We start from the raw sequence: 16,534 nt of genomic DNA, 5'->3' as shown, positions 1-16,534 counted from the left end.
ACAATTCCTCAAATTTTACGAATTCAGATGTTAATTGCTGTTAATTAATGTTATAAGGCGTTTTAACCACCTGAATTGTATAGGAAATACTGTGGCAAGAAGCAGACGTTACAAGGATTTGAAAAATTATTTCCAGCTCATGGGATATTTTTCATCGACATATTGCAGTCCGGTCTCCGTGACATAAATAGGGCCAAAGGTATCGAGCATCACAGCGAGCTCCTCCGTCTCCTTGGCGCCAATGCTTGCCTCGACGGTTCCTGGGTGAGGTCCGTGTGGTAGTCCACCGGGATGCAAGGTGAACGATCCTCGATCTATTCCTTTACGGCTCATGAAGTTTCCTTCTACATAGTAGAGTATTTCGTCAGAGTCAATATTGGAGTGATTGTATGGTGCTGGAATAGCTTGTGGATGATAATCGAACAACCTTGGTACAAATGAACAGATAACATAGCCGTGTGCTTGGAATGTCTGGTGCACGGGAGGCGGCTGGTGTATTCTTCCGGTGATTGGCTCAAAATCATGAATGGAAAGCGCGTATGGGAATAGATATCCATCCCATCCCACTAAATCGAATGGTGAATGCTCATAGAAGTAATCATGAAGCATGTCATCATGCTTGATTTTCACCAGATATTCTCCTTTTTCTTTTTCAGTAATTAATTCAGATGGTGGACGAATGTCTCGTTCACAATATGGCGAATGCTCAAGCAGCTGACCTAGTTCATTGCGGTATCTTTTGACAGTCTCCACCGGGTTGACGGATTCGATGATGAGGAGTTTGAGAGGTCCATCGTCCCACACCAGTCGATAAATGGTGGTGCGCGGTATGACCACATAGTCTCCTTGCTTAATCCTCAGTTTCCCAAACTGGGAGTACAGATACCCGTTCCCATCATGAATAAAGATCACCTCATCGGCTTGCCCATTCTTGTAGTAATAGTCCATCTTTCGTGAGGTTGGATGGCATATAGCCATGCTCACATCTTTGTTTTTAAATAGAATTTTTCTTGATTCCAGAAAATCGTCACCTGTTGTTTCTACGTTGGAAGTATTTAGATGCGTTTGCTTGAGTGTATAGCCTTTGGCTATCTCTTCTTTCCAGATTTTTGAATCGCCCACTTTCTCAACACGGGTGGGGGGGTATGTGTGGTAAAGATTGGAATATATGCCTGAAAAACCTCTGGAGGAAACCAGTTCTTCTGCGTAAAGACTACCATCGGGTTGTCTAAACTGGATGTGTCTTTTGGAAGGAATCTCGCCTAGTCTATGGTAGTAAGTCATATTATTGTTGTGCTATTTTGTCTGCCTCGTCCATTAATTGGATGGCCTTTAAGAAAATCTCATCTTGCTGGTTGAAAATAGGATAGAACCCGTTATTGTCCCAAATACCGCGTGCGATATAGGCCTTAGCCAATAGCTTAATCAGTTCTTTGGAGCGGTTAAACTCTGATGCATTGAATTTTAGCTTATTGGCCTTTGCTACAGCAAGTAAGTCATCGAGCATCTGATCCGTTACTGAAAACGATGATCGATATTGATCAAATCCCATGTCGGCCAGCTTGGTTCTGTTATCCTGAGCATATTTTACCGTGTACTCCTGCAGGGAATTGGTGCTGAATAACCTGTTCATATATCGAGTATTCTGAGAAGTATCCAGCGGAACAAAAAAGTCAGGGGTGATCCCTCCTCCACCATATACCACTCTTCCTTTATCAGTTTTGTAGGCTAATGAATCATTGTTTTTAATGCTGTCCGACGAATAAAGTTCACCATTTTCATATCGCTCATATGCTTCCATGTAATAGTCATCCAGATTTCCTCCGGTATACGTTTTTTGGATACTCCTTCCACTTGGTGTGTAATAGCGCGAGATGGTGAGTCTCAATTCAGAACCATCCGTCAGATCAATGGGGAGTTGAACTAAGCCTTTGCCAAAAGATCTTCTACCCACGATGAGTCCACGATCATGGTCTTGCACCGCTCCAGCGACAATTTCAGAAGCAGAAGCCGAACCTTCATCCATCATGATCACCAATGAACCGCTCTCGAAATCCCCAGTTTCTCCGGAGTAGTGCTCCTCGACGTATCTTTTTTCTTTCCCGTCTGTGTAAACAATCATCTGTCTGCCGCCCAGTACTTCATCGGCTATCTGCACCGCACGATTCAGGTAACCACCCGGATTTCCTGTGAGGTCAATTACCAATTTTTTCATGCCTTGATCCTGTAGTTTGAGAAGTGCATCCTTGAATTCTAAGTAAGTGGAGTTTGCAAACCTGGCAACCTTGATGTAGCCGATCTCATCATCCACCATGTACGATACATCCACCGAGTATTGTGGGATCACATCTCGTTCAATTGTAAAATCAATTAACTCATTTTCTCCATCGCGCTTTATGCTAACAGTGACCTCTGATCCTCCAGGTCCGCGCAGCATTTCTACTACTTTTTGATTGGTCATGCCTATCCCGGCGACATTTTCACCATCTACTTTAATGATTTTATCTCCGGATCGAATACCCAATTTTTGAGACGGTCCTCCGCTTAGCGGCGAAACCACATGGATCGTGTCCTTGAAAATATTGAACTCTACGCCTATGCCTTCATAGTTCCCTTGAAGCCGGGACTGAATGAGATTCAAATCTTTGGCCGGAATGTAGGAAGTATGTGGGTCAAGTTCTTCAAGCATGTTGGAAATGGCACTCTCTACAAGCGCCTCGCTATCAACTTCATCCACATAATCATTTTCAACGTGAGTAAGTACCTGCCTGAATTTTGCCAAGCTTTGCATGAAGTCTGAGGCGGGAGAGGTAGCTGAGCCAGCCATGTTGGCTCCAATAAAGACCCCTAGACAAAGCGTCAGAGTTATATAAAGGGGTAAGCTTATGGCACGATTTGAATTCTTGTGTGTACTCATGTGTCAACGATAAGGTTCAAAAATAAAAGGATATTTCAAGGAATGAACGCATTGTGCGGTAAACTGTTGACTAGCGTTGATCTAAGGGTTATTTTTGCATATGGTCTTCGAAAAAACCATTGGTCAGGTTGTAAATGAAAACTACGTGTATGCACGTGCGTTGCACTACCTCGGTATTGACTTTTTTGAAGCGCCTGAAAGAAAGTTGAAAGAAATCTGCGACGAACGTGGATTGAAGAGGCAGCAGGTGATCAAGACCTTTTATGAATTTGATTCCAGCAATCGGTTCAGTTTTGAAGAGCTGAAAAGCTATCCGATAGAGCTTTTGACAGAATATCTCAAACACGCCCATCATATTTTTATCAAAGACAAATTGCCCTATATCGTGCATTTGGTTAGAAAATGGGATAGAGACGGAGGACTGAAAAACTTGCTTCCGGAATTTGTTGAAGATTTCATCAAGCACATTTACGAAGAAGAAGACACGACATTTAAGTACATCGGTCTTTTGTGTGCCATCAAAAAAGAACCTGCAAAGGCTTCTTTCAACATAATGTTGGATTTTGAGAACTATTCACTTCAAGAAGAATTTGAAGAACACAAGGATGAAGATGAATTTGGAGCAATTCGCAATCTTATTTCGTCCATAGATGCAAAAAATTTGCACGACCGTGTGCTCATCCACGAAGTACAGGCGTTTGATCGTGAGATGATCTATCACGCAGAAATCGAAAACAACATCTTTTTTCCAAAAGCCATTGAGCTGGAGGCTTCAACGAATAAGAAGATCAAACTGCTTTCAACACTTAATTAATGTCGAGGATCTTAGCCATAGACTATGGCGCTAAACGAACAGGTCTGGCCGTGACAGATCCGCTGGGCATCATTGCTTCAGCCCTGGATGTTGTACCTACCCATACGTTGGAAAATTTCCTTAAAGTGTACTTTCAAAAAGAAGAAGTGAGTAGGGTGGTGATTGGCATGCCGATAAATACGGATGGCAGTCCCACGAATGCGACCCCTTTGGTTCAGGCATTCATCAACCGATTTAGGAAAGTATTTCCCGCAATGGAATTAATTTTGCATGATGAACGCTTCACTTCTAAAATGGCGATGGATGCCATGATTGCTGGGGGAATGAAGAAGAAGGATAGGAGAAACAAAGGCAACGTAGATAAAGTGAGCGCGACAATTATTTTACAATCATATTTAGAAAGTATTTCATGATTTTCCCTATCGTACTATATGGAGATCCGGTTTTAAAGAAAAAGGCAAGCGAGGTTGCTGAGAACGATGATTCCGTAAAGGAGTTTGTAGAGAGCATGTATGAAACCATGTATGCTGCTCAAGGTGTCGGGCTAGCTGCTCCGCAGGTAGGAGAATCATTACGTGTATTTGTGATAGACACCACACCGATGGAAGATGAGGAAGAGGCTGGCATAAAGCAAGCGTTCATTAATCCGGTAATGCTGGAAGAATTGGGAGAAGAATGGGCTTTTGAAGAAGGATGCCTAAGTATTCCTGGCGTACGCGCGGATGTCAATCGCAAGCCGCAAATCAAAATCGAATACTTCGATGAAAATTGGGAGCTTCAGGAGGAGACGTTTGATGGGATGAAAGCACGGGTGATACAACACGAGTACGATCACATCGAAGGGAAACTTTTTACGGATTACCTCACACCATTTAAAAAGCGCTTACTCAAAGGGAAGCTGGCAAATATTAGTAAAGGCAAGACAGACGCAGAATACCGGGTGAAAATACCGCGATGATGCAGGATCTTACCATCTCACTCATTCAATCCAATCTATACTGGGAAGAGATCGACGCGAACCTGGCCATGTTTGAGGAGTTGATTTGGTCAGTAGATCAAACAGATCTAATTGTTCTGCCTGAAATGTTTACCACGGGCTTTACTATGAATGCCGAGCGGGTGGCAGAGCCTCCAGGAGGGAAGACCTTCAAGTGGATGAGACAGATGGCCACTCAACGAAAGGCTGCCATTACGGGAAGTTACATTGTGAAAGAGGGCGGTCACTATTTCAATCGATTGTATTTCGTACATCCCGATGGCTCGTCACAGCAATATGATAAGAAGCATTTGTTTAATCTGGCTGCTGAGGGTGAAACCTACACTCCCGGGACGGAACGACTCATCATTGAATGCAAAGGCTGGAAGATTCACCCATTGGTCTGCTATGACCTGAGGTTTCCTGTTTGGGCCAGGTCAAAGAAGGGTGAGGATAGCTTGTACGAATATGATCTGTTGCTTTATGTCGCCAACTGGCCAGACACCCGAATAAATGCGTGGGATGCCTTACTAAAAGCTAGAGCGATAGAGAACCTCAGCTACTGTGCGGGAGTTAATCGTGTGGGAACGGATGAGGTAGGAAAAAATTACAACGGTCACTCTGGGGCTTACTCCCCTAAAGGAGAAGAGCTGGTTTTTTCTGATGGTGAGGAAAAGATGCTTACAGTCACACTATCTGCAGAAGAAATGCATACCTATCGTAAGGATTTTCCTTTTCAGTCCGATGCGGATGATTTTAGCTTGAGTTAAAACGTCTAATTGAAGACCTTATCGAACTTTCGCAAAACACTTTGCTTATTCTTGAGTTCTTAGAGATGTGAAAGCATTAATAACATTTTTATTGGTCATTCTGACTTTTAGCAGCTCCGCTCAAGACCTGAGTGAAATCCGAGCGGAATTCCATGCAGTAGTCTTGAATCCGGAAGAATCTGAAAGTTTTTATGATTATCTCAAAGAGATAGAAACCCCAACCTCAACGGTAAAAGCCTATCAGGCAGTTTCTGAAGCCTTACTTGCTCAGGTAGTTTGGAATCCCTTCAACAAACTCAAGCAGGTGATTAAGTACGATAAGCAGATGGCAGCCGCTGTAGAGGAGGACCCTCAAAACGTTGAAATCCGATTTTTACGACTGGCCATTGAATATAATTTGCCTTCTTTTTTAGGGATGAGCGATCATTTACAAGAAGATGTAGACAAGATTGTCAGTGACCTATCAAGGGTCTCGCAAGTCCAAGTCAATCCGATGTTTGGGAAATACATCTTCCATTTCTTGAAGGAGACAAACCTGTGCAGCACGGAGCAGCTTGCACTGATGAAGCAAAGCTTTGAAAGTAGTGCTTCGATGGCTGGTGCGGAGTAGCTAATTATCTTTAGAGTTATAAATATCATCGATCTCCCCATTTTGTGAGAGAAGGATTGCAATACTTCTGGTACTTTCAAATTGAGAGAAAATAATCACCATCACTACGGTGATTGGCACACTTAACAGCATTCCTGTAATCCCCCAAATTTGTCCCCAAACGATTAGTGCAAGAATGGTTACCAAAGGGCTAAGATTAAGTGAGCTGCCCATCAATTTTGGTTCGATCACATTTCCAATGAACCATTCTATTGCACCCAATCCGGCAAGAATAATAATGAAGGGAGTAAATTCGCCAAACTGGATCAAACTAAAAGCTGCAGGAAACAAAGTAGCTATTAGGGAACCTATGGTTGGAATATAGTTTAGTGCAAACATGAGAAATGCCCAGAAAAATGCAGCATCTACGCCCATTATGGCAAGGAATACGTAACCCACAAATCCTGTCGTCAGACTCACATAAGTTTTTAGGCGGATGTAGTCGCTTGAGGCATCGTTTATTTTTTTGAGGATAGAAGAAGCACGCTCGTACTGAGCGGGATCTGAAAACAATTTCTTGATCTTGCCGGTGAGGCTGGATTCTTCTGAGAGAATAAAAGCCGCATACAATATGATCATGATAAAATCCCCAAGTGCTCCTGTGAGAGAATCTGCAATCGACCCAAGTATGGATGCATAATCGAATTTCTCAATCGTTGAAGATAATTGTGCATACAGATCTATTTGAAATGTAGCATTAATCTTGTTCAGCACGGCATCCAGATTTGCCTTGTACAGGGCGTTGTTTTCAAGGAGTGATCGAATGTTGGTCGTGATTAACCCCGAGATCAGGCTAAGGCCAATAAGAACAATGAGGAAGACAAAAGTATTTAAAAGCCAATTGGGTACGCTCTTTTTTAGGAAGGGAATCTTGTGCAATAGGTTTTTGAAAAACCGACTCAGGAACCAAAGAACGACACCATAGACAAAAGGGATAAGGATGCTTTCACCAAGAATGAGTAAAGCAAGTACACCGGCTATTCCAATAACTGAGTAGGCAAGTTTTTTCATGTCGGAGACAATTTATTGGCAAGTAAAGTAAATTATTGAAGATCGATCAAATCTCTTCCAGTGTCCGATACAAAATTTTTCTTGCATTGTTTTTTCTCAGCTCACTTTGGATGTCTCCAATAATTCCCATATCGACATCTTCATGGGCACGAAGGAGAACAATCATTTGATCACTGTAAGCCTCTCCCAAACTTGTTTTCTGTTCCTGAACCCAATTACCGAGTGCGTTCAACTCGAGTAATTTTCCATCAGCTGAAATTTTTGGAGCTGACCCCAACTTTTGGTTCTTTGGGAAACCGACATGTAACTCACGGATGAGAAACTTCTTTTCCACTTTCGTGATTGCTTGTGCTTTAGGGATGGTGACTTTTAGCTTTTCATCTTCTGTCTTGATGGTAGCAGAAACCATAAAGAAGAAGAGTAATAGGAATACAATATCGGGCATGGAGGCGGTCGAAATTTCTGTGTCTGCTTTCGATCTTTTCTTTAGTCTCATAATTAATTGATTTTATCAGGTTCTGCAATTGAAATGTTCATAGGAAGACCCGCTCTTGCGGTTAGATAAAGCTCGTTTTGCGATGGGTTCTTCTTGTCAAGTGCTCTAAATTCTTTTGATGAAAGACCAACTCGATCACCATACATGGTATAGTACGCTTCTTTCACTTCATCCAATATATCTATGAAGTTGGCATACGATGTTCCTCGTTGGGTTTTGATTGAAATGATGGCCTTATCCGGCGACTCAGATAAAGAGGGATTAGCATTTGGATTTAATATAAAATCCATAATTTCCTCTTTTAGATTATGAAGATCATCAACAACCTTTTCTTCAATTAGAAACTGGTTTTTTGAGTTAATTCTAATCTTGAAAAGATTTCGTTCATTGATTGGTGTTTCTGTTGGAGGGACATCCGGTGGCAGTTGCAACATGAGGCCTTTGTCTTGCATTAATGTGGTGGCTACAAGAAAGAATATCAACAAAAGAAACGCGATATCTGCCATTGATCCGGCAGACACTTTAGGTTCTGATTTAGGCTTCTTTAATCTGATCATTTTTTTCTTATACAATCCGTGTTTTGAGAATAGTCACATGTGACTTGGCAGAATTTTTGGATTGTTAGAGAAAATGCATTGAATGCCAAGCCTAAATGCTGATATCGAGCAAGAGCGAATGTGGATTGAAAAATCCAAGGAGGATACTGCTGCGTTCAAGCCTTTGTATGAAAAATACTACGATTCACTTTTTAGGTTTTTTGTTCGTCGGACGGATGATGAAGCCTTGAGTGCAGATTTATGTTCCACTACATTTTTCAAGTCTCTTGACAATCTGAATAAGTACGAATGGCAGGGGAAACCATTTGGTGCATGGTTGTTTAGAATAGCTCAGAATGAATTAAGGAAACATTACAGAGATAGCAAACCAATATTCATTATTGAGGAGGATAAATTGAATTGTTGGGAAGAGATCACCGAGTTTCCTAAACCAGATTATATGCAATCGCTTATTGATCTTCTGGACGATCTTCCTGAAGATGATTTGAGGTTGTTGGAGTTGAAATTCTTTGAGATGTGTAGCTTCGAAGAGATTAGTGCATTGATGGGTATTGGTGTAAGTGCTACCAAGATGCGGTTGTACCGTTTATTAGATAAGCTGAAGAAACGTTTGATGAAGGAAAATGACAAAGCGAGACTTTAGAGCGAGAAGAAACTTATTCAGAAGTCAAATGAGGGAGCAAAGAGATTTTGATTCCTTCCGGGATTCCTATGATCGGAGAAGGAAACTTCGTTCGAGACGAAATATTGTCATAGTACTTATCATACTGGGGGTTTCTATGGTGATCTACTTTATTTTAGGAGTCGTTTTTAACTAATATTCGTGACCACAGTCTTAATTACTCTTTCTCTCATCGTTTTCTCCTTTTTCTTTCTCTTCAGAAAGAAAAAGGTATTTAAGGCATACATAACACCGCGGAGGTGGAAAGAGATACTGGAGAGCAAAGTGGACTTTTATCGGATATTGAACGGAGAAGAGCGCAAGAGATTTGAAATAGATATTCAGCGGTTTTTGGGGACCACAAAAATTACAGGAGTTAAAACCAGCATAACGCTTGAAGACAGGCTGCTGGTGGCTAGTAGTGCCGTTATTCCACTTTTCGGTTTTCCGTCCTGGGAATATAGCTTCCTTGACGAAGTACTCCTGTACCCATCATCTTTTGATCGAAACTATTCTATTGGCAGTAAGGACGAAGTGATAACCGGAATGGTTGGGAGTGGCCCAATGGAAGGTAAAGTGATACTGTCTAAGCCGTCCTTGCATGTGGGATTTGCTATAGGGAATGATAGAAAAAATGTTGGCATACATGAGTTTGTTCACCTTTTCGACAAAGAAGATGGCTTAATTGATGGTATTCCGCCCGGTTATGAATCAAAAAAATATTCATTACCATGGCTGAACACAATAAGGGCTAAGACGAAAGATATTTTGGCTAGTAGGTCGGATATAGATGGGTATGCTACCACCAATCATCAAGAATTTTTTGCAGTTGCTAGTGAATACTTTTTTGAGCAGCCTCACCTTTTGAAAAAGAAGCATCCAGAGCTGTATGAATTATTGTCCGAGGTGTTCAGGCAAGATCTTGCCTCACGGAAAATTCATTCACATACCATGAAAGAGATTGGAAGGAACTCACCTTGTCCGTGTGGGAGTGGAAAGAAGTTTAAGCGGTGTTGTATTGAATAGATAGAAAAATTTTGATTTTCCATCAAAGTTATTACTTGCAGAGGCAGGGCAGAGGGATTACCCATACCCACAATCATGCCGCACAGCCCTTCGTGAATCTGTGATTTCGATCGCAGCGGCGAACCGCCCCTTGGGGGTTCTCAAAACCGCACCATTCTAAAATGAAAAAGGCCAGCACTTATCAGCACTGACCTTTTCATTTTGCAGAGGCAGAGGGATTCGAACCTTACATTTTCACACACTATCACGTACCTGAAATACGCATTTAAGATATATTTAAGTGCATATTAGTTTACAGAAAAGCACTGAAATACAAGAATGTTGGTACCTTTGTTGGTACCTATGGCTTCTATATCGATCTCTCTTAAAACCCCAAATAATAAGACTTCCCCTGTCTGGGGAACCCTGTCAGATGGACGTGAAGTGAACTTCAAAGTGTATCCTGGAATTACAGTCAAAACAAATCATTGGAGTGATAGAAAGAAATGTGTGCTCTCTGCAGATATCAACGCTGTGGAGAAAAATGCTTTTTTGGAAAACTGGATGAAGCAGGTCATGGGAATTTACCTAGAAGCCAAGTCGAAGGGTAATCGGGTTAGTCCAAGTTATATAAGAGAACAGCTAAAGCCGAAGGCCGAGAACCAAGTACTCACATTTTGGAATCATTGGGATTCATTCATTGAGTCGAAGGTTCCTATTTACACATCCGCCAATCTTAATAAGTTTAAGTCATTGAGGCAACATCTGAAATCCTTTGAGAGTAGGAAGAAACTATCCCTCGACATACATACGATTGACAAACCTTTACTTGAAGATTTGCAAGCCTACCTATACTCGGAAAATGGGCCAAAATTGCAGACGGGAACCGTGAGTAGGTACCTTGGATTTCTTAAAACATTTTTAAACTGGTGCTTGGAACGTAAACTGACTTCTAACACTGACTACAAGATCTTTAAATCTATCCGGAGGCCTGACAGCCTAAAGGTAGTGTTGACGGTCTCTGACCGAGAGAAGTTGATGAACATTAGTCTTGGTAATTCCCTATCAAATGTCAGAGATCTTCTATTGCTCTCATGTGAGACTGGATTGCGATGGTCTGATTATAAGAGAATAAAAGCACATCACTATAAAAAAGACTCGCAGGATAGGCCATTTATACGGATTGTTCAGGATAAGACTGAGGATTCCGTTGATGTCCCCCTCAGCGGCAGAGCTGATAGCCTAGTTCAAAAACTAATAGCCAATCAAATACGTCCGATTTCATTGCAAAAGATGAACATTTATGTCAAAGAATTGGGAAGGCTTGCAGGCCTGGATGAGGAGTTCGAAAAGATTGAATATCGAGGCAAAAACAAGCAGGTTTTTGTGAAGAAGAAATATGAGCTTATAACAACGCACACTGGTAGAAGAACTTTCGCAACGGATCTACTTAGCCGGGGACTCCCGGCTGAAACAGTAATGAAATACACAGGACATAGGGACTACAAGAGCTTCGCACAATATGTGAATATTCCCAAAGAGGCTGAAATGGATCTGGTCCGATTGGCGCTTGAAAACACAGTTAGAATAGCATGAACCTTAAATTTCTCGAAGATCGATACCCTTTAAATTTTGACTTGGAACAGGTCAACATCGTGCTGTCACAAATCAAAGCTCTTAAGAGATACGAAGACGGTCTTAATATTATTGATACAGTGTTAATCAAATATCAAGCTGAAAAAGACAGATCCGATTTTGATCCAAGTAGATTCCCAGCCTTGGCAAACATTAGGATTGAGTCTGTATTTAAAGGTTTGTCAGAACTTACAGAAACAGCTGTTGATCCATCATTCGATGACCTCTTTGTTAAAGGATTGAATGACATGAGAGATGAGATTCAATACAATTTGAATCATCAAAAAGGTCTTATCAAATACAATGATTTAGAAGCTACTTCTATGGCCGCATTCTTATACTTTAAGGCAAGCGCATACGAGCGGCATAAGGTAACCTCAGGAACTATTAAAGGAGTCCTAGAAGAAGAATACGGATATACGAAAAGCCATCATAATGTTTATATCCACTACCGAAAGTGCTTCGATAAGTCGGTAAGCGCTCTTGCAAAAGATCCAAGCAAAGTGATAGAGATCATAAAAAGTGTATTGCCATTCCTGCAAGATTTTGAAAAAGCCCATTCACTTGCACTCTCAGAAATCGCTGAGTTAAAAAATGTGAACTATTAGTACTTAAGGAATTTAGATTAATTCACTGTATATCAGGTAACTAGCAATGTGGCGGCCCCTTAAATAGCATTTCTGTGCACTTCATTCGCATCAAAACAAATAGTAACGATGCAATATGAAATAAATAAAAATGGTAAAGGGATCGAAGCGATCCTTAAATCCATACTTAAGGAAGCCTTGCAGGAGCTAATAGAATCGGCTAAGCAAAGTGAGCCTTCAGTGTCAAAGGATCGAAGGTTGACACGCCTCGAGGTTATTGAATCATACAAAATAAGCTCAGGGACATTACACAAGATCATGCGTGAGGGAGATCTTGCATATGAAAAAGTGGGAAGGAAAACTCTCTTTAAATCGGAAGATGTTGAAAACTACTTCTTGAGTCGAAGGAAAGGGGACGCCTCATGAAGTACTCAAACTCCCTTAATCCCAACAATTGTCCTCACTGGATTTTAAGAAAGGGCTATAAGTATGATTTAATCCTGAGCAATGGGAAGCTTGCTTTATACAGCAGGACTGATCTGAAATCTGGTAAGATTGTGACGTATCAGGTGTTTTCTGTCAGGCTCCAAAAGAAGAGGGGGATTGCCGGCAGGTTGCTATCTCGCTATTTCTTGTTCCCATACGATGAAGTATTTGGCTCCAGGAGGTGGAGCTTCAAGTCGATTGATCAGGCTTTGGAAAAAATGTTAAAATCATAATATCAAGATGAGCAAGCAAAAAGATCCGGCTATCCTATGGTATCCTAAAGACTTCATTATTGAAACAATGTTCCTCTCATTTGAGGACAGAGGAAAGCTTATGTTAATCAGAGCACACCTGCATCAGCATGGTAGACTGACCCTCCCTAAAGTCAAGCAAATAGTAGGTGAGATTTCTGATGACCTGCTAATGTTTTTGAAAGTAGATAAGGAGGGCAATTACTACTGTGAGATGATTGAGCAAAGAATGAAAGAAAGAGCCGATTTTAAGAAAAGAAAATCATCCGATGGCAAAAAAGGTAATCGAGTCAAAGAAGTCATGAAAGAGTATGGGATGTCAGCTGAGGAGGCGAGAGAGTTTCTAGCCGCTAATGAAGGGTTAAAATTCGGAAAAAGTAAATACAAGAATCCAACGGCAGACTATACGCCCGGCGTTACGCCCAGCGCTCGCAAAAAAGGAGATGCAATTGGAGATGAAAATGCAATTGGAGATGAAAATGAGAGACTCGAAGAGTTAAATAATAAAGTGGGAAAAGGAATGAAGTTGACAGAAGAGCAGAAAAACTTCATGGTATCGTGTGGATTATTAATCCCTAGTTATGTTGATTAACATCAAAGCTTTGGACACCACCTGTTATTGCAGGCGAATAGTCATTCCAGCTGATGCGCTCAATATCTTATGAGGTAGCCACTTCCTAGTCAGAAGCCCTGGATATTAACCATAAAAGATTGCATAAAACGAGTTTCGAAAAACCGTATGGTTTAGAAAGAATTACAGGCTATATAAAAATTGAAAAAATCAAAACAACAAATAATCTATAAAAATGAACAAATCAAATGAATTAATTAAGCAGGAGCTTGAGCGCATAAGTCAATTCCAGGAATTGATAGCTGATTGCGAGGAACTTTTTTCAAACATGAGACCCTTGGAGTATCAGAAGTTGAATATTGATTGGATTAGAGACTTTCTCGAAAGGATGATTCAAAATGAACTTGAATTTATCAATGACCAGCCAGATGAATACGTTGAAATTTATTTAAGCTAATCGGCTCGTGTCCCAGTAAGAGTTATTACGGAAACAAGTACTCACCATGTGGGTGCTTTCTTGTGATTACTTAGTCAGGTATTCTAAATTCACCTTTCATCAATTCAGGGGAGTGTATCTAGTTAAAGGTTTACAAGAGGAAAATTGTTAAAAGGTAAGATTAGCGTTCGAATAGTCCTTGAGTCTCATAAAACTAGCATTTCATATTGCTACTTAATTGAAGCTCTTTTCCTCAGCAAATCATTGATGATATCGAGATCTGTAACCTACGACTTGTATCAATTCTGTTGTTAAAACAGACTGTTCTGCACTAAGGCAGTTTCTGCTGAATATAGTTTTCAATTTCCTCTAACGTTCCAATTTTACCATAATCATCTTCTGGAGTTTCTATTCCAAAAGTTTCTTCGATATCCGTAACCAAAACTAGATAATCAAAAGAGTCAATATTCAGTGCTTCCCTGATATTTTGATCAGGCCGCAATTCCTCTGGCTCTGTCTCCGGGGCAATGCTTCTGAGCAATCTGAAAAGATGTTTCCTGATTTCTATTTGGTTCATAGCTGTTCTGGTTTTTGTAGATTCTCTTTTAATATTTTAAGGAAACGATCGCCGACATGACCATCGGTCGCTCTATGGTCTGCTGCTAAAGTCGCGGTAATTACAGGCCGAATCCCCAACATCTTGTTTTCAACGATGGGTTCTTCTCTAATACCACCAAACCCTATCAGAGCTACTTGCGGAGGGTATATAACACCCTGGACAATTTCCACACCCCTTTCTCCGAGGGAAGTAATTGTAACTGTTGAGTCACTCAATTCTGAACTCTTCAATCTCATAGACCTGGCCCTGGAGATCACATCCGCCAGCACCTTCATGATTTCCTGGGGACTCTTCTTATCAGCGTGGTGTACAGATGGAATAACCACTCCTCCATTTCGGAGTGAAACAACAAAGCCTGGATGAATGTCTCTTTTCATCTGTAAGCCATTGTCCCAAATGGCATTGAGTTCCGGTACAATTACCAGTGAGTTAGCTACTGCTTTGATAAGTATGGCTGCAGGAAGCAATCTTTGTTTTACCGGCAGTTGCTTGTTGGTGTCCAAAAGCCAATTCAAAGCATTGCTCATGTCTATTTTCTCAGAAAGATAGTAATGGGGTATTTCTCTGTTGGACCGACTCATAGCTGATGCAATCGCTGAACGAATGCCTTCAGTAGCTGTAGAAACCTTATCTACTGTGGCTTTTGGCATTCGCTTTCCTTTTCCGGAAATCACTTTTTCAATATCTTCCTTTACAATAAATCCCCTTTCACCTGTCCCTTCTATTATGGAAAAGTCAATGTTGTTTTGTTCCGCCATTCTTCGTGCCAAAGGAGAAATGCGTATTCTTGCTGGCTCAACAACTGGGGAAGCTTCTTTAGATTTTTCTTCTGGTAGTTGCTTTGATTTGGGAGGTGCTGGCACTTCATGATCGGCACTGATAAGTGCCATGATAGTTCCCACCGGTACTTTTTCATCCTCTTTGATCAGGAGTTTTTCGATAGTTCCTTCATCAAAAACCTCAATTTCAATAATTCCTTTTTGGGTCTCCACATCGGCAATAATGTCACCTTTTTTTACGAATTCACCAGGCTTCACACGCCATGCTGTCAGCGTACCAGCTTCCATATCGGCCCCTAAACTTGGCATGCTAAATTCAATCATGACATCATTTTTTTGATCTGATTTACAATATCCTCCTTTTGAGGAATGCAGGCATCTTCCAGGTGCTTTGGGTAGGGGATAGGGACTTCTGCACCACATAGTCTCTTCACCGGAGCATCTAGTTCGAAAAATGCATTTTCAACAATAATACTGATCACTTCGGATGAAATGCTTACGGATTTCCAAGCCTCTTCTACTACTAAAGCACGATGCGTTTTGGAAACAGATGCAATGATAGATTTTACATCCAAAGGTCTCAATACTCTCAGGTCAAGAACTTCAGCATCAATGCCCGCTTTTGATAATTCAGCTGCAGCTTCCAATGACTTATATACACCAGGACCATAGGTTATAATAGAAATATCTTTTCCCGGTCTCCTGATTTTGGCTCGATGAATGTCAACCTCCAGATCACTCTGAGCTTCTCCTTCGATATTTAGCATGGCTGTGTATTCAAAAATTATTACAGGGTCAGGTTCTTTTAGTGCCAGATTCAGCATATTTCTCGCATCTTCATGTGTACCAATAGATAGTACCTTCAACCCTGGAATATGGGCAAATATTGGCTCCCAACTATGAGAGTGTTGGGCAGCAAGTTGCCTACCAATTCCACAACCGATACGTATGACCACAGGCACATTCAATTGCCCACCTGACATATGAAGCAGAGTCGCTGCATTGTTCACAATCTGGTCCAGAGCAAGCAAGCTAAAATTAACGGTCATGATTTCTACAATAGGTCGCATACCTCCAAGCGCAGCACCAATCCCGGTCCCTGCAAAACCTGATTCAGAAAGAGGCACGTCCATAATTCTCTCGGGACCGAACTCTTCCAGCAGTCCTTTACTTACTGCAAAAGCTCCCCCGTACCTTCCCACATCTTCGCCCATAAGGAATACCCGATCATTATCTTGCAAAGCCTCCCGAATAGCTTGTTTCAAAGCTTCTCTGTAGGTGATTTTTGCAACGGTTGGATATTCATGCATCTCT

At 41.2% G+C, this 16,534-nt stretch carries 21 protein-coding genes; 13 read left to right on the top strand and 8 right to left on the bottom strand.

Annotated features, from left to right (window positions below; all coding sequences use genetic code 11):
• Nucleotides 1-126: 126 nt before the first annotated feature.
• Both ABJF57_RS13695 and ABJF57_RS13690 read right to left on the bottom strand, forming a co-directional pair.
• Nucleotides 127-1,284 (bottom strand): homogentisate 1,2-dioxygenase, encoded by a 1,158-nt coding sequence (locus ABJF57_RS13695; RefSeq protein WP_462230004.1) that lies wholly within the window; start codon nucleotides 1,282-1,284, stop codon nucleotides 127-129.
• 1 nt (nucleotide 1,285) lies between these two features.
• Nucleotides 1,286-2,917: a S41 family peptidase gene (locus ABJF57_RS13690; protein WP_462230002.1), complete on the bottom strand. Its 1,632-nt coding sequence runs from the start codon at nucleotides 2,915-2,917 to the stop codon at nucleotides 1,286-1,288.
• Between the two features lie 100 nt (nucleotides 2,918-3,017).
• Here ABJF57_RS13690 and ABJF57_RS13685 point away from each other — a divergent pair, with 100 nt between their 5' ends.
• The 5 genes from ABJF57_RS13685 to ABJF57_RS13665 all read left to right on the top strand — a co-directional run bounded on the left by ABJF57_RS13685 (nucleotide 3,018) and on the right by ABJF57_RS13665 (nucleotide 6,087).
• Entirely contained in the window at nucleotides 3,018-3,731 is a 714-nt protein-coding gene (locus tag ABJF57_RS13685) for a hypothetical protein (RefSeq protein WP_462230000.1), read from the top strand.
• The gene (gene ruvX, locus ABJF57_RS13680) at nucleotides 3,731-4,144 is read left to right on the top strand and encodes a Holliday junction resolvase RuvX (RefSeq protein WP_462229998.1); all 414 of its coding nucleotides are present in this window, start codon (nucleotides 3,731-3,733) and stop codon (nucleotides 4,142-4,144) included. The genes ABJF57_RS13685 and ruvX overlap by 1 nt, the downstream gene beginning before the upstream one ends.
• The gene (def, locus tag ABJF57_RS13675; protein WP_462229996.1) at nucleotides 4,141-4,689 is read left to right on the top strand and encodes a peptide deformylase; all 549 of its coding nucleotides are present in this window, start codon (nucleotides 4,141-4,143) and stop codon (nucleotides 4,687-4,689) included. Before ruvX ends, def begins: the two co-directional genes overlap by 4 nt.
• Complete coding sequence (locus ABJF57_RS13670; protein ID WP_462229994.1) at nucleotides 4,686-5,477, top strand: amidohydrolase; 792 nt, start codon at nucleotides 4,686-4,688, stop codon at nucleotides 5,475-5,477. Before def ends, ABJF57_RS13670 begins: the two co-directional genes overlap by 4 nt.
• A gap of 67 nt (nucleotides 5,478-5,544) precedes the next feature.
• Nucleotides 5,545-6,087 carry a hypothetical protein gene (locus tag ABJF57_RS13665; RefSeq protein WP_462229992.1) on the top strand — a complete coding sequence of 181 codons (543 nt, stop codon included), beginning with the start codon at nucleotides 5,545-5,547 and terminating at the stop codon, nucleotides 6,085-6,087.
• Here the strand turns inward: ABJF57_RS13665 and ABJF57_RS13660 are convergent, their stop codons facing one another.
• The 3 genes from ABJF57_RS13660 to ABJF57_RS13650 are packed head-to-tail and all read right to left on the bottom strand — an operon-like array spanning nucleotide 6,088 to nucleotide 8,190.
• Nucleotides 6,088-7,137, bottom strand: a complete 1,050-nt coding sequence (locus ABJF57_RS13660) for an AI-2E family transporter (protein ID WP_462229990.1) — start codon at nucleotides 7,135-7,137, stop codon at nucleotides 6,088-6,090.
• A gap of 46 nt (nucleotides 7,138-7,183) precedes the next feature.
• Nucleotides 7,184-7,633: an ExbD/TolR family protein gene (locus tag ABJF57_RS13655; RefSeq protein ID WP_462229988.1), complete on the bottom strand. Its 450-nt coding sequence runs from the start codon at nucleotides 7,631-7,633 to the stop codon at nucleotides 7,184-7,186.
• A gap of 2 nt (nucleotides 7,634-7,635) precedes the next feature.
• Complete coding sequence (locus tag ABJF57_RS13650; RefSeq protein ID WP_462229986.1) at nucleotides 7,636-8,190, bottom strand: ExbD/TolR family protein; 555 nt, start codon at nucleotides 8,188-8,190, stop codon at nucleotides 7,636-7,638.
• Between the two features lie 82 nt (nucleotides 8,191-8,272).
• Between ABJF57_RS13650 and ABJF57_RS13645 the strand changes: the two genes are divergently transcribed.
• From ABJF57_RS13645 to ABJF57_RS13610, 8 genes are all read left to right on the top strand, one after another.
• Nucleotides 8,273-8,833 carry an RNA polymerase sigma factor gene (locus ABJF57_RS13645; RefSeq protein ID WP_462229984.1) on the top strand — a complete coding sequence of 187 codons (561 nt, stop codon included), beginning with the start codon at nucleotides 8,273-8,275 and terminating at the stop codon, nucleotides 8,831-8,833.
• Nucleotides 8,834-9,013: 180 nt separating this feature from the next.
• On the top strand, nucleotides 9,014-9,877 hold the full coding sequence (locus ABJF57_RS13640; RefSeq protein WP_462229982.1) for a zinc-dependent peptidase: 864 nt from the start codon (nucleotides 9,014-9,016) through the stop codon (nucleotides 9,875-9,877).
• A 318-nt stretch (nucleotides 9,878-10,195) separates the two neighbouring features.
• Nucleotides 10,196-11,452 (top strand): tyrosine-type recombinase/integrase, encoded by a 1,257-nt coding sequence (locus tag ABJF57_RS13635; RefSeq protein WP_462229980.1) that lies wholly within the window; start codon nucleotides 10,196-10,198, stop codon nucleotides 11,450-11,452.
• Nucleotides 11,449-12,099 carry a hypothetical protein gene (locus ABJF57_RS13630; RefSeq protein WP_462229978.1) on the top strand — a complete coding sequence of 217 codons (651 nt, stop codon included), beginning with the start codon at nucleotides 11,449-11,451 and terminating at the stop codon, nucleotides 12,097-12,099. The genes ABJF57_RS13635 and ABJF57_RS13630 overlap by 4 nt, the downstream gene beginning before the upstream one ends.
• 108 nt (nucleotides 12,100-12,207) lie before the next feature.
• Nucleotides 12,208-12,504: a helix-turn-helix domain-containing protein gene (locus ABJF57_RS13625; RefSeq protein ID WP_462229976.1), complete on the top strand. Its 297-nt coding sequence runs from the start codon at nucleotides 12,208-12,210 to the stop codon at nucleotides 12,502-12,504.
• Complete coding sequence (locus tag ABJF57_RS13620; protein ID WP_462229974.1) at nucleotides 12,501-12,797, top strand: hypothetical protein; 297 nt, start codon at nucleotides 12,501-12,503, stop codon at nucleotides 12,795-12,797. Before ABJF57_RS13625 ends, ABJF57_RS13620 begins: the two co-directional genes overlap by 4 nt.
• 7 nt (nucleotides 12,798-12,804) lie before the next feature.
• Complete coding sequence (locus ABJF57_RS13615; protein ID WP_462229972.1) at nucleotides 12,805-13,407, top strand: hypothetical protein; 603 nt, start codon at nucleotides 12,805-12,807, stop codon at nucleotides 13,405-13,407.
• 214 nt (nucleotides 13,408-13,621) lie between these two features.
• Nucleotides 13,622-13,843, top strand: a complete 222-nt coding sequence (locus ABJF57_RS13610; RefSeq protein WP_462229970.1) for a hypothetical protein — start codon at nucleotides 13,622-13,624, stop codon at nucleotides 13,841-13,843.
• Nucleotides 13,844-14,153: 310 nt separating this feature from the next.
• Here the strand turns inward: ABJF57_RS13610 and ABJF57_RS13605 are convergent, their stop codons facing one another.
• Genes ABJF57_RS13605 through ABJF57_RS13595 form a run of 3 tightly spaced genes read right to left on the bottom strand, consistent with a single transcriptional unit; the run spans nucleotide 14,154 to nucleotide 16,530 of the window.
• Nucleotides 14,154-14,399: an acyl carrier protein gene (locus ABJF57_RS13605; RefSeq protein ID WP_462229968.1), complete on the bottom strand. Its 246-nt coding sequence runs from the start codon at nucleotides 14,397-14,399 to the stop codon at nucleotides 14,154-14,156.
• Complete coding sequence (locus tag ABJF57_RS13600) at nucleotides 14,396-15,544, bottom strand: dihydrolipoamide acetyltransferase family protein (protein WP_462229966.1); 1,149 nt, start codon at nucleotides 15,542-15,544, stop codon at nucleotides 14,396-14,398. The genes ABJF57_RS13605 and ABJF57_RS13600 overlap by 4 nt, the downstream gene beginning before the upstream one ends.
• A complete protein-coding gene (locus ABJF57_RS13595; protein ID WP_462229964.1) occupies nucleotides 15,541-16,530 on the bottom strand; it encodes an alpha-ketoacid dehydrogenase subunit beta in 990 nt (329 codons plus the stop codon). The genes ABJF57_RS13600 and ABJF57_RS13595 overlap by 4 nt, the downstream gene beginning before the upstream one ends.
• Nucleotides 16,531-16,534 lie beyond the last annotated feature (4 nt).

This window comes from Ekhidna sp., from assembly GCF_039940915.1.
GTDB lineage: Bacteria > Bacteroidota > Bacteroidia > Cytophagales > Cyclobacteriaceae > Ekhidna.
The sequence above is the reverse complement of the archived record's forward strand: the minus strand, read 5'-3'. Positions and strand labels throughout refer to the sequence as shown.